This window comes from Gimesia sp. (genome assembly GCF_048262075.1).
GTDB lineage: Bacteria > Planctomycetota > Planctomycetia > Planctomycetales > Planctomycetaceae > Gimesia.
On sequence record NZ_JBLXFK010000001.1, the window covers coordinates 643140 to 655950 of the forward strand.

At 47.4% G+C, this 12811-nt stretch carries 13 protein-coding genes and 1 pseudogene; 4 read left to right on the forward strand and 10 right to left on the reverse strand.

Annotation, left to right across the window (positions count from 1 at the left end; all coding sequences use genetic code 11):
• Positions 1–2 precede the first annotated feature (2 nt).
• Together ACN0YH_RS02330 and ACN0YH_RS02335 are read right to left on the reverse strand one after the other, a co-directional pair.
• A complete protein-coding gene (locus ACN0YH_RS02330; RefSeq protein ID WP_417377932.1) occupies positions 3–197 on the reverse strand; it encodes a hypothetical protein in 195 nt (64 codons plus the stop codon).
• Positions 198–311: 114 nt separating this feature from the next.
• Positions 312–1115, reverse strand: a complete 804-nt coding sequence (locus ACN0YH_RS02335) for a hypothetical protein (RefSeq protein ID WP_417377933.1) — start codon at positions 1113–1115, stop codon at positions 312–314.
• A gap of 442 nt (positions 1116–1557) precedes the next feature.
• Here ACN0YH_RS02335 and ACN0YH_RS02340 point away from each other — a divergent pair, with 442 nt between their 5' ends.
• Positions 1558–2586: an alpha/beta hydrolase gene (locus ACN0YH_RS02340; protein ID WP_417377934.1), complete on the forward strand. Its 1029-nt coding sequence runs from the start codon at positions 1558–1560 to the stop codon at positions 2584–2586.
• A gap of 165 nt (positions 2587–2751) precedes the next feature.
• Here the strand turns inward: ACN0YH_RS02340 and ACN0YH_RS02345 are convergent, their stop codons facing one another.
• Together ACN0YH_RS02345 and ACN0YH_RS02350 are read right to left on the reverse strand one after the other, a co-directional pair.
• The gene (locus tag ACN0YH_RS02345) at positions 2752–3060 is read right to left on the reverse strand and encodes an IS3 family transposase (protein ID WP_417377935.1); all 309 of its coding nucleotides are present in this window, start codon (positions 3058–3060) and stop codon (positions 2752–2754) included.
• A gap of 77 nt (positions 3061–3137) precedes the next feature.
• Entirely contained in the window at positions 3138–3335 is a 198-nt protein-coding gene (locus ACN0YH_RS02350) for a transposase (RefSeq protein ID WP_417378211.1), read from the reverse strand.
• On the opposite strand from ACN0YH_RS02350, the gene ACN0YH_RS02355 reads away from it, so the two are divergent.
• Positions 3288–3575 (forward strand): hypothetical protein, encoded by a 288-nt coding sequence (locus tag ACN0YH_RS02355; RefSeq protein WP_417377936.1) that lies wholly within the window; start codon positions 3288–3290, stop codon positions 3573–3575. The two genes, ACN0YH_RS02350 and ACN0YH_RS02355, sit on opposite strands and share 48 nt — an antisense overlap.
• Here the strand turns inward: ACN0YH_RS02355 and ACN0YH_RS02360 are convergent.
• Both ACN0YH_RS02360 and ACN0YH_RS02365 read right to left on the reverse strand, forming a co-directional pair.
• Positions 3562–3987: a transposase gene (locus tag ACN0YH_RS02360; protein WP_417377937.1), complete on the reverse strand. Its 426-nt coding sequence runs from the start codon at positions 3985–3987 to the stop codon at positions 3562–3564. The genes ACN0YH_RS02355 and ACN0YH_RS02360 overlap by 14 nt on opposite strands.
• 196 nt (positions 3988–4183) lie before the next feature.
• A complete protein-coding gene (locus ACN0YH_RS02365) occupies positions 4184–7501 on the reverse strand; it encodes a hypothetical protein (RefSeq protein WP_417377938.1) in 3318 nt (1105 codons plus the stop codon).
• 977 nt (positions 7502–8478) lie between these two features.
• Between ACN0YH_RS02365 and ACN0YH_RS02370 the strand changes: the two genes are divergently transcribed.
• Complete coding sequence (locus ACN0YH_RS02370) at positions 8479–9735, forward strand: hypothetical protein (protein ID WP_417377939.1); 1257 nt, start codon at positions 8479–8481, stop codon at positions 9733–9735.
• A gap of 217 nt (positions 9736–9952) precedes the next feature.
• Here ACN0YH_RS02370 and ACN0YH_RS02375 read toward each other — a convergent pair.
• The 4 genes and pseudogenes from ACN0YH_RS02375 to ACN0YH_RS02390 form a co-directional block, all read right to left on the reverse strand.
• Positions 9953–10234, reverse strand: a pseudogene (locus tag ACN0YH_RS02375) (IS66 family transposase); the annotation flags it as partial.
• 15 nt (positions 10235–10249) lie between these two features.
• Complete coding sequence (locus ACN0YH_RS02380; RefSeq protein WP_417377940.1) at positions 10250–10675, reverse strand: hypothetical protein; 426 nt, start codon at positions 10673–10675, stop codon at positions 10250–10252.
• 51 nt (positions 10676–10726) lie between these two features.
• Positions 10727–11008, reverse strand: a complete 282-nt coding sequence (locus ACN0YH_RS02385; RefSeq protein WP_417377941.1) for a hypothetical protein — start codon at positions 11006–11008, stop codon at positions 10727–10729.
• Positions 11009–11100: 92 nt separating this feature from the next.
• Positions 11101–11265, reverse strand: coding sequence for a hypothetical protein (locus ACN0YH_RS02390; protein ID WP_417377942.1), 165 nt, complete (start codon positions 11263–11265; stop codon positions 11101–11103).
• A gap of 403 nt (positions 11266–11668) precedes the next feature.
• Between ACN0YH_RS02390 and ACN0YH_RS02395 the strand changes: the two genes are divergently transcribed.
• Positions 11669–12259, forward strand: coding sequence for a hypothetical protein (locus ACN0YH_RS02395; RefSeq protein ID WP_417377943.1), 591 nt, complete (start codon positions 11669–11671; stop codon positions 12257–12259).
• Positions 12260–12811: the final 552 nt, after the last annotated feature.

Genomic DNA, 12811 nt, shown 5'->3' on the forward strand with positions numbered 1-12811 from the left:
TTCTATTTAACTGATTGTTCCTGAGCTTTTAATAGATTCTTAATGCCCAGTTCATCCCCCGACCACAGCACTGCTTCATTAAGCAGATCCTGCGGGACAGTGGTGTAGTGCCGGTCTGCCATGCTTACGGGGGCATTGGAAACCCGTGAATAAAAAAATCCCCAACTGGTGAGTAATTCACCAATCGGGGCAACCATTGATTTAATCTTTAAAATTAAGCATCTGACTCTGAGTCACCATGGGTCATTTTAAAATGCATTTGAGAAGACGTTTGAATAGATCGAACTGGGCAAGAGTAGAGATAAGATCACCTACTCAGATGGAGCGCTAGCGGAATCTGAGTTAGGTGCATCGACTTTGGATGCTTCGGGAATCGACTTTATGTACTCGTTATAAACACCGATGACGGTAGCAACAAAAGTCAGGCTAAGAAACAATAAGTAAATATTCTCAGCCCGGCGGTTCGTAGTGGAAATGGATGTGTGTGTCTTGTCTCTGATCTTTGCTCTGAGTTCCCTTTCGGCAACCGACGTATCCAGGATGCTATCAATTGCTTCCCACATTTCAGTCACTAACTTCTCGCCCTTGGCGTTTTCAGATGCTAAGTCATAGTTATTGTCTGGACTTTTTACATCCAAACTCTTCTTTGTGTGGATAATCCATGCCTTCAGAGCATCCTTTCTAACCTTGAGAATGGCTATGCAGTCTTCAAGACGCTTCAAGATGTTGCTATAGTCGGCATTCCATTCTCCTGACTCATTCTCTTGTAAGACTTTCAGTAATCTCTTGACATCTGTCTGCTCTGGTTCCGCTTCGTGTCTAATGAAATTTACACCTGCGAACATGTTAGTCTTCCAGGCACTCGAAACGACCCATAGAGGATGATTCCTGCTATTATTTTGAGGCTCCTGTCTCTGAATGGCTTTGAGCAGTGTCCCTTCAAGTTTTTCAATACGGAACATCACTTCACGATTTCCCACGACATCTTGCAGCGCGATTTCCGTAAGGATTCGTTCTTCATGCACCGTATTGGTGGTATATCGTAAAACGACGTCCTTCATGAGCCATGCAACACCCAGAATACAAACAGCCACAAATGGAAGTTTCTTTCTCATTCAATTGCTCCAATTTTTGAGGTAACCGTATTGGCGGACCAACGGAGTTGGTGTTGGCATACCAAGAATTGGAAAACGAAGGATACAAATGTGAAAAACCGAAAGGAAATCGCACGTATGTTCCCGTCTCAGTTTGGCCTCGCTTTACATTCGCCGAAGTTGATGTTTCAAAAGCGACGGGGCAGTCTATTCTGAGCCATCATGGAACACCAATCCGCTCCGGGCATTCTCTGCATCTCTACGGATCGTAATTAACCGTGTCCCGTCCTTTTCAGTGCATAGCATCGGATTTCTACAGATTCTCGAAATGTGAAATTGTCAATAAATTGTTCATGTTGCCATATATTTGTTTGAATAGTTAGGCATATCACAATAGTGTAACTATGTGACAGCAGATGGGCAAGTTCACATCATTCCAATCACTCTGTACAGAAGGGCCACCATGTTATTTATTACAAACAGAATCCCTATTGAAGGGATTGAGACAGAAATAGATCGAAAGTTTACCTTCGATCCAGCTAATGCAGATTCATCTAAATCAGTTTTTTTCTGTGAAAGAAAATCCAATGGATCAATCACAGAAATTGGAAGCGCAGCCCTTCTAAACAAAATAAAAGAATCAGAATGCAAACAGATCTTGCTTTATATTCATGGTTATGCAAATCAGCCTGCTGACATTTTTAAAGCAGCACAAGAGTTCCAATCTCTTTGCAATAAATCAAAACGCAAAGAAGTCCTTGTAGTTCCTCTCATTTGGCCTTGTAGCAGTGAAAATTCTATTGCATCCAACTATTGGGATGACCAGAAATCTGCAGATGCAAGCGGGTATGCTTTTTCTAGAGTTATCCAAAGATTTATCGAGTGGAGAAATTCTCCAGACAATGATCCTGAGCTCGACCCGTGCCTGAAAAGAATAAACGTTCTAGCTCACTCCATGGGCAACCGAGTCTATAGAGAAACATTATACAACTGGAATTATTACGATCTACCAGATGGTGTTCCTCTTATATTCAGAAATTCATTCTTGATTGCAGCTGATGTAGTAAACGAGACATTAGAGCCAGGGCAAAAGGGAGAGCATATTTGCAACGCTTCTCGAAATGTTGTGGTTTACTATGCATCGGATGACTTAGCCCTAAGAGCCAGTAAAGGTGCCAACCTCAAAAGCAAGATTGCTTCCCGAAGATTAGGGCATAGTGGACCTGAAGACCTTACACGTGTACCCAAGAATGTCTATAGCGTTGATTGTGATGATATTAATACGCAGTATGACTACCCCAAAGGGCATACATACTTTCGGTCAGGAACTCGAAAGGGGCAATCAGGTGTAGTTTTTAAACACATCTTTGAAGTTCTATTAACTGGGCGTGTCCCAGAGAAAACTAGTTTGATCAATACCAGCATACTTGAACCTGCACGTGTTCCGTCCAAAATATCAACAAGAAGAAAACGAACAAAGACTGATAAGTAAGACGGCAAAAGGTAAGTTTTCAATTTCGGTCAAATCATATTTATAACAAGGAGATCGAAATGAATTTTCGATTCTGTGCACTCACAATACTGATCCTCTCACCGATGCTTCTGTTACTCGTCTAAAACGGAGAGCCACTTGAGCGTGGTTCCGGTTTCTGTCCGATCAAAAATAAAATCCCAGCACCACACATGGTTTTTCCTTTCCGGTCGACGGAGATGGCAGGCATTCGCGCTTGTACCCAATGCACGCTTTTTCTTCTGTTTCCGGGGGGACTTTGAGCCCTTCTCGACGCCACAAACGATAAATCCGTTTGAGATTCACCTTCCAGCCGGCTGCCTGGATCATCCTGCCGATACGTCGATATCCAAAATGAGGATAACGACGTACCAGTTCCAGAATCTGCTTCAGCAACGCCGGTTCGTCATCGGGAGTTTCCGACTGGTAGCGCTGACTGGAACGAGGCTGATCCAACAGTTGACAGGCTTTGCGTTCGGAAACGTCATACGTTTCCTGCAGATGCTGGACGGCCTGGCGTTTGCGAGAAGGGCTTACCAGTTTCCCTCCGCAATATCCTTGAGCATGGCTTTATCGAGCTCTGCTTCAGCGAGCAGTTTTTTGAGCCGACCGTTTTCCTGCTCCAGTTCTTTGAGCCGTTTGGCCTCTTCGGCCTTCATCCCGCCATACTGAGTTTGCCAACGGTGATAGATCGGCTCACTGATCCCCAGCTGCTGGCAGACTTTGCCAATGGTTTATCCGGCATTCAGTATCGCCTCGGCGTCACGCAACTTGCGGATAATCTGCTCCGGGGTATGCAGCTTACTACGACGTTTCGTCATGATCGTCTCCTTAGAAAAGTCTATTGGAAACTCTCACAACAAATGGATCAATTTAAGGGGAGTATGCCACGCCGCCTGTGCGAGTTTCGTTTGAAAGCACTAACCATGCTACTTGGGAATCTGCTTGACGTCCTTATCACGAACGTATAGCCACGCCAGAATCGGCAGCTCGATGGTTCCCCACAGTCGATGCCGATTCACCACCGCCAGCGTGACCCCATGCGTGTCCATAACAGAACGGCGTCTCCGCCGGGCCGGGCGTCGGATCGTGATGTATCCCGGCTCCCTGCACCTGGGGACCGTAGCGTTTCGTGGGCGAATCATCGATTACCAGCAACACGCGCTGCTGATCACGCAGGGCAACTTTCAAAGCGATCGCCAACAACTGCATGCCGATCGCCTTCCAACGGCGACCCACCGATTGCAGGAAGTAATAGTGATCCTGATAATCGTCACCCGCACCAGCGGTCTGAATCCAGTATGTGACCACTCGCCGCCCCTGAGCAAACAGCACGCCCAGCATCAGTACAGACAACCGCCAGGCAGATCGCCCATGCCACATCCCGGCTAATTCCGCGATCTAGTCTATCCATTCGCGCGTCGTGTGATATGATGACATCCGTGGCTCCTTTGAGGGTTCAGTGATGTCGTGAATAAACACCACTGTGCCCTCAGGGCCACATTTTGAAAAGACCAATCTGAAAAAACGCTCTGGATGAGCGTTTTCCAGAAAATGCAGACTGATAGATTCTGCGCGATTATTCCTGATGCTTATCAACCAGCTTAATCATCAGATGCAATTCGTTTTCAATCGAGATATCGACACCCCCGATTTTCAACATACCAACTACTCTTAAAGGGATATCAGATGGTGGATCTCCCTTAGGGAAGTTATCATTCAAATATCCCTGAACCATATCCTTGATATTTTGATGAAACGTGTAGTAGTCACGTAACTCGATCACATAAGCACGTCGCTTTGCATCATGCCTCATTTTCAATGAATCAAACGGATTCGACTTAGCAGTTGGACCTAAAATGGTTGACAACCCTTGACCAGAATAAACAACGCTAGCCACTATTTCTTTATTATCGTCAGCATGGGCAACAAGGTCATTTCCAGGTACAGAAATGGTGAGTTCATGTGGTTCTCCCACTTTAATTCCGATGTCCTCGATCGTATATGAGTACGTGCCAGAGTTTTCCGTTTTCTTATATCCATACTCGAGAACCACATTCTGTCGATCCCAGAGATAACTTTGCGAAGCCGTTGACTGACTTCCAGGAATGACCGGAATCGCCAGATGGCCGGACACCCCGTAAGGCGTCGCGACGTGCACGTCCACATAGCCATTAGGGAACTCTGCAGTTTTCTCCATGGTCTGAACCCCTGCCGGAATCTGTACTTCCATCACATCCCGGCTGAGCAGTGAGAACGCGGCATTTCGGTTCCCAGTCAGCACCTGAGTTTCATGCACACTGAAGTGATTGCCGACCAGGAAAACTCTGGTTTCCTTGGCAGGATTGATGCCGGGTTGACCATAATAGTCGATCAACTCGGGAGCCAGATCGGTAATGCCCGACGAGAACATTTCAAACCCACCCAACGTATTTTCATTCGGCACCCGGGCATAGACAGTCTGCATCGGTAGTTTGCTGGCAACTTGATGCACACGCCGCATGATCCTTTCGACTTCTCCTTCCCGGTAGCGGTCCGCTTCACAAACCACTTGTTCCAGAGACAGTTCCATTGAACGAATATCCTCGCTCCAACGGGTATTTTCCAGCATCGTAGAGCGGGTTTTATGGCCATCCCAGGGCCGACTCATGCCGGACAATTTGAAATATTGACCATGAGAATCAAACGTCACATGTTCAATGAAAGAAGGCATCAGCACAATCGCCACACACTCCCGCATGCCGGGTTCCAGTTCCCACTTCTTCTTCAGTTCGTCATTGGAAGGGCCACCTATCAGTAAATCTTTGACAGCCACTTTCAAATTATTTTCGATCGGTGGAGACTGGACGCGCGGATAAAACCGCCAGCCGAATGTATCTGCCCCATGCCCGAAGGCCACCGCCGTTGAATTCAAGGCAACGGTCTGCATATCGATCTCAATCCGTCGCGCGTACCGCGTCAGGTTTTGAGCATTAATACTTCCAGAAGAAAACGCCAGAGCTAAAGCGAGTTGCATTTCGCGCCGCATGCTATAGGTATCTGCGATATTCTGATCCTGTCGCTGTGGATCCAGGGCAAACACATGAATGGGCCAGCGACATTTGACATACTCGACGAAAGCCTGCTCGGCGGCAGGATCGGATCGCAGTTCGCTGTCATCTATCCCGGGATATTCCGCTTCAGTCATGTGGAAATCGGTTCCAAAGAAACAGTGCCGACCAGTACACATGCAGTTACAGTTCGGGTCGCGGCTCACACGTTTGATATCTTCATTGAGTTGCTCATTTAACAGCGCCGCTTCGACAAGAACTGCCCAAGCCAGTGAACTGATCGTTGTCGGCAGCAGGTTAATCTGACCATTCTTGTCACTATAGTTCTTTTTCTCAAGCGTACCGTCAAATTTCTGAGCATCAAAAAGATCTGAACGCAGGTATTTTCCAGGATCTTCCTGTTTTTCCAGTGTCCGATGCGTTACCCATAACTGCTGTCGAAGGTCCTGCAATGTGGCATAATCTTCTGTACGGACCGCTTTATTAATCTTCTCACACAGCGCCATTCGAATTTCCTGTGATGCCATTCCCTCGGGGCTACCCACCTGGCTCTCCAGTGTATTCCATAACTGAGGGTTTGATTTTAGATAATCATAGGCGGCTTCCAGTTCTGCCCGCAGAAAGCTCCGTACGTCGGAAAGATGAGTGTCATGATCGATTGGCTTGCGCAGATAATACTGATAACTGATCGCCACCAGTTGACGTTCCCCAAACACATTCACTACCTGAGTGGCAGGAATCGGGTTTCTCGCCCGACGACTTCCCGGAGCCACTAAAACCACTCGACTAGGGCTTCCCCCCTTTTCAATGTATTTATCGACTCGTTGAATCGCCTCTTTAGCAGAAGCTTTCGGCATCGCCATAGCTTGAGCTGTCACTCCGGACGTCGGTGTTGCAGTTCCCGCATTGCCATTCTCAGCAGCGCCGGGCTGCGCTTGTCCCATCGCATCCTGGAGCTTTAACACTGACAAGCTCAATTCGTCTACCAGATCGTTAATCACCAGTTCACGGAAGACGCGTGGCAGAATTTCCCCTGAAATATGGGGAGTCGCCGTAACGGTCACCTCAGCACCATGCCCCTTGCGCGTATGGTAGCCCGGTAACACAGAGACGGGAATTCGTACCAGATTTAAAGAGTAACCCGGTGAATCAGCGGTGTCGTCTCCTTCATTGACGCGACGGATTTCATTTAAGTGGTCCAGATATCGTTTTAACTGGTCCAGTTCAATCGTCGGTTCGAGCCCGAGTTTTGTATTCTTAAAGTTACTGTTGACACTATTTAAATCTGTAAAATTGTAAATACCTGCTGACCGTCTGATAGGCGCGGCTGAACTTTCTTGTGCAGGTGAAGGTGGAGTTGTTGTTCCATCTGAATTTTGAGTTGGCGCGGCAGCAGGAGCAATTGTTTCGTCTTCCATCAGAGATTGGACTATGTTTATACTAGTCGCATCAGGCTTGGTTATCCCGGTCCTTGAAGTCGCCGCCGCTTGGATTGCCAGTGCATTTGCCAGATAAGCCTGGTCACTACGACGCAGGGACGCATTCATTATTATATTGAATTGATCGACCTTGGCAGCCATCACGCGTTCGAATTCCTGACGGTGTTTGGTCAGACGTGATTCGCCCCAGATGTCGGGGGCTTTGATGACGACGGTTCCGTCCTTGCCGATTTTGTGCTCCATATGGTCGAGCTTGACCGCCACATGTTCCATCGATGTTTGTGGCTTGGGTTTCTTTGAAAACCAGGGGAGGCCGCCTCCGGCCATCACACAATCAATGACAGGGTTTCCCAACGTCAGCGTGGAGACCAATAAGATCCGAACAACACAGCCCTTATACTTCAACATGGTTACCTTCCCTGGAACCATTTCGTGCCAAGACTTGATCTTGATGATCAAGCCAAATGATTCAGCTTATAAATATCAGCCCTATTTGAGTTATCATCACTGAGCTATACACAAGCTCTCACACCACTTTCAAAATCGGCCTTCTGTGTCGTCCTGTACAGAATAAATTTCCCCGATTCAATGATTAAATGGGTAAGAATCAAGATTTCGTTCATGATCCGAATATTCGACAAAACCATCACCGTGTCGGTTGATCGCCTGACGGAATCTTAGAACGCCCCTTTTTTCTTTTTTAACTGGAAATACAGGATCTTCCCGAGAAATGTGTTACCCCAAACATCGCTCTGACTGCGAATCAGCAAATTCGTTATTTTCCACTCAACCCCACTATTTATACTTTTATAGCCAGTGCGCTCACGTGTACAATGAAACAAAAATATCCATAAGTCCACACCTTAGAGAGGGCCATCCTAATGTCTCGATCAAGCAATTCGTCTTTAGTCACCTTAGTGTTATTCTTGCTTCTGTGTCCCCCAACATGGGGACAGCAAGTGAAACTGGAAGTGCAAAAACAAAAAGCAGTCAACCAAAATACGGTCAAAGTTCACAGTGTCACTATGCTGGAAGACAGGACGGGCAAAATCTGTTTCGAGATCAGTGTGAAATGCCCCACTAAAGAGGTATCCATTAATCTGGACAATGTCACTGATCTGAAAATGGTTGAAGACACGATGGATGTAATCACAAAGAAGCAGGAGAAAAAACAGTTTGGGTACCACTTTGAGGGAAAACTGCTCAAACTGAAATTAGATAAAGGCGATTATCTCCTCGAGTATGTCGACACCACAATTACATTTGCTGCCCCGCAATATAAAGTAGAACTTCAGAAAGAGGGAACCAACAGTAAAATATCAGGCAATCTGACGGTGACGAACAGGACATGTTATCCTTGGTGCCAGAACACCAAAATCAAATTGGTGAAAGAGAATCAAGTTCATACCCTGATCGCATCACTAGAAGCACGACATGAGCCTAAAGAGAAAATCTATTTACCTTTTGAAGAGAAATCGATCACAAATAAGATTGCGCAATACAGCGTCAGCATTACTGAGTTTGAAGGCACAAAGGCTCATCCAAGTTTGGTCGTGGATTTGAAACAGGCTTGGCCTCAAAGTCCCGTTTATTATCAGTTACCTGGCAAGATCCAAGTCTGCGTAGACCGCATCTCGCGGAGCTATGAATTCGAAGCAGACAAATTCACATCGATCACAACAAATCCGAAACTATCGCTGTTCAAAAACAAAGACCTGCAGGTGAATCGTTCGGATACGTATGATGCCGTTGTGATATTGGATAACACCGATAAAAATATTTTGAAAAGTAAATTCTGTGCCGACTATGATTATGAATACACTTCACGATCGATACTGGAGATTTCTTTCGAGATCACTCCAAAAATAAACATTGATCTCAAATCTGGCAAGTCTGAAAGACTCACCCATGTCACGACACTTCCTGAGCTAAATTTACTGATTGAAACAGACGATCCGCTTCTCGGGCTTGCTCCAAAACTGACTTCGATTCAGAAAGAATTGATGGATCGAATCAATCTCACAGCAGCGGCAGACCGTAATATTTCCTCGCAGGTTTTCATTACTGAGCAAACAAATCAGCTTAATACTCTGACTTATATAAATATGGTACTTACCAACGCGCGATTCAGCATTATGCTCGACCTGATAAACCAGACATTGGAATCCATTGCCGCAGCTAAAAAACAACTGAAATCGATTGATCTTAAAAAAACTTTTCCTAAGATTGCAGAATACCCGGTTACGTATCTTCCCAGTAAAGGTTCTGATTTCAGAAAATTAATCGTGGAGACCCAAAAGAAGAACACTCCTGTTCTAACGCGTTTAAGCCTGCTAGCTACGAATGCGACAAAAATGTCCACGATACTCAAAGCCATCCCTTCTCAATCAGAGTACCAGGAAACAATCCGCCGACTCGCCGCTTTGGGAGTTCGTGATGCGGACGTGACACTTCTCAGAAAACAACGCACCGAACAGAAAAAATTAGCAAAGAGCTTTATGCATGTTTACAATACATTGGTACTGGAATCGGCTGAAGTATTTCCGATACATCTGAAATCACCTCCAAACAACCGACAAGCCAACTCAGCTTCACCTTCACTGACCTCCCCTGACGTTAGGGTTCAGAGTCTACAAAACTAGCCTGTCACTTTTTGTGTCCTTCCGGTAAGCATGCAAAATTTCCGTTGTGAATTTTTGTGGGCAGGTCGGGAAACGGGGACTAGTCGGCGGCGGGGGCTCAAGCAGCGGCGGGGAGTTCAGGGATTGTCTGGCGGTAGTTCCAAGGCAGGAACCGTTCGGGATGGGCGGCGACTTCGCCGGGATGGCGGAAGAGTTCGGTGAGATAATCGAAGGGGTTTCACTGATTGAGCTCGCAGATGTGGATTAGGCTCATGAACATGTCGCCGAAGCGGGCCCCGTTTTGCGTGCGATAGAAAAGCGTATTCTTGCGATGGCAGATCGCTTTTTTAAGAGCCTGCTCGAAGATGTTATAGTTCAGCGGGGATCCGGCTTTGTGCAGAAAGAGCGTCAGCTTCTCCCAGTGTCTGAGCAGACAATTGACGGCGGTGCCCAGAGTTGAATTCGGCTCGACGAGCTTTTCGTCGAGCCGAAGCAGCCAACTCTTCAATTCCGTCATCGCCGGTTGGCTGTGGGCTTAATGTAACTTCAGACGTGCTTCAGAAGACAGCCCCTCCTTCCGGGCAGCGGCATCATTTTTATAGACGATCTTCAATGCTTCGAGCACGCGGCCGTACTCTGCGGGAAACAGATCGTGACTCTCCACGAACTGCCGGCAGGCATAGGCCAGGCAGTTGGCGACGATCGTCCCCAGTTCCCGGGGTATGTTCCGCGCGAGCGCATCGCACATCTGAATCGGAGACTCAAGTTCGGCTGCGTACCGATGAGAGCTGAAAAACAACGCAATGCGGCAACCTTCCCGTCTGGAAATCATGCCGAACGTGAACAGACCAGTGAGGTCCGGATTGTCCACGAAGGGAATCCGTCGTTCTCCCATCAGGGTCAGAATCTTCACGGTTGTGTCGTCGTTGTAGAGAATCGTTCCTTGAGCGGCTTCGCGCATGAGGTCTTCGAAAGCCGAATTGAGTAGAGGGGCAAAAGTGGTAACCACATACTACTGAGTCGAGGCCGGCAGAAGAATTTCCAGTTTCCCCTGCAGGCCCTGGAGGCGGTTGAAGGGAAGCCCGCTTCCATATTTTAAAAGGCCAATCATCGCACCGGCCCTTGCATCGTATTTCTCGCGGCTGGCTTCCTGGGGAATCGCGGCCGTGGAGACCTCGCCGCACAGACCGCAGCGGAGGCATTCCAGTGCATAGGTCCTGGCCCCCAGCTGAGCATGGCCTGTGATCCGCATCACAGTGCGGGGCGGCTTTGAGGGAGGGTTCCCTTCCCACATTAAGGACAAGGTTCGCCGACGTGAAGCGAGAGGTGAGGGATTTCGATCTGCTCGGCTCCGCGATACGCGTCGGCTCCGTTTCGACTGTGGCCTCAAGGAGGTGGTTTGCCGTTCCGCTTTTTGTCGGCTTTGTCGGACTCGGTATCGCCCACGTCCCCGGTATGCTCCACGGATTTGCCGAAGTTCGGCTCGGCATCGGACTGATCAGAATTGCCCACGACCTGTCTGGTCTTCTCCGTCTTTACGCCGAACAGCATCTTCTACAACTGGCCGATTGACAGCGTTTGAAATAACAGCTCGGAAAACTCGATCTGCTGATCCTAGCTGGAGTGGGTAATGTTCCGGCCAGTAAACTCGACTCTGTGTTGCTTTTCGATACCATCGCACGGCGCATGAACGCTTCAGCCTGATAGTGACGACGAATCTGCCCGTTGAAAACTGGGGACCGTGGTCCTGGGCAGGCTCCTATCCTTATATGATCCCGAATTGGACAACTAAGGTATTTTTAGATAGTTCTGAAATTGTTCTAGCAATTCTGGGCAAACCTCGCCAAAATGAACAAAAGAACCCAGTGAACATTCTTGGAAAATTAAGAAGGTGTTAGCCTGAGTAGCGTTAAAACGGGCTATTCTATAACCTCATCCAATGGGTATTTGTTTCATGCAGAAAATCCACTTAGGATTAGTTGTGTTAATTTGTTTCGTTTCTAATGTTACCTCATTGCTTGGAGGCAAACTTTCGCCGGAAGCGCTTCAAGTGGCACGACAGGCGTATCAAGCAGAAAAAGCCCGGATTGTTCAAAGTCTGAAAAAAGACTCTGTTATTGAGTCGCTGGCGATGGGGACGGTACGCCAGGCGTTCAAATCTGCCGAAGCCCGGAAGTCGGCATCGGGTAAATTTGATACTTCCTTGACCATCGATTACGCCGACCACCCGATTTGGTCGGTCAAGGACAACAAAGTTTTGACACTTCATCACCGTTGTTCCGAAGGAAAGATGGTCGGTCCTACCTTACGAGTGAAGCCGGGTAATCTGCTTCGGGTTCGCCTTATCAATAAATTGAAGAATCCCAATCAAATTGGAGCAGGCAGTCATGATCATTCAACAGAAGAGCACTTGACTCCCCTCCGATTTAACACAACGAACCTGCATACCCACGGGCTACATATGTCGCCAGCAGTTGCCCCTCAATCTGAAACCGCACAGGATGTACCGTTGAAATACAATTCCATTTCTGTCCAGTTTGATTGAAACCACTTCATTCCATCAGGTGAAATGATTATGGTAGAACGTATTATTCGCTTTGAGTCCCACATTCGACATATGATTCGAAAGGTGGATCGAGATCGGATCTTAAACCGGTTTGACCTGTGGAATTATGACGATGTAGTCGCAAATGTGGACATGATCTTAGATCGGATCAACCGAGCACAGCATTCACCCGTTCATGGAGAAATGCCGCCCACGAGCTTTGACGGGCCATGGCCCAACGAGTGGCTGGCGCTATTTAAATGTTGGAAAGAGGCCGGTTGTCCTCAATTGGAATCTCCAACTGCCGGTCTAACATGTACTGTCACTCGGATTTCGCCGAGCATTCTCTCGTTGAAAGTCGAGAGGACAAATCCAGAAGTCGGGTTTGCTGTTTGGTTGGAAACAGTGTTTGAAAGCGATGATCCGCTCACGTTTTCACTTTTTCGCGAACCGCCGATATCGCTCCCCCTTTCGGGGACCTCAGTTTTAGCATGAGTATCGACTTTCCAGATACAGGAGTTACAACCCTGACAGTGAATGAAGTCAATATAC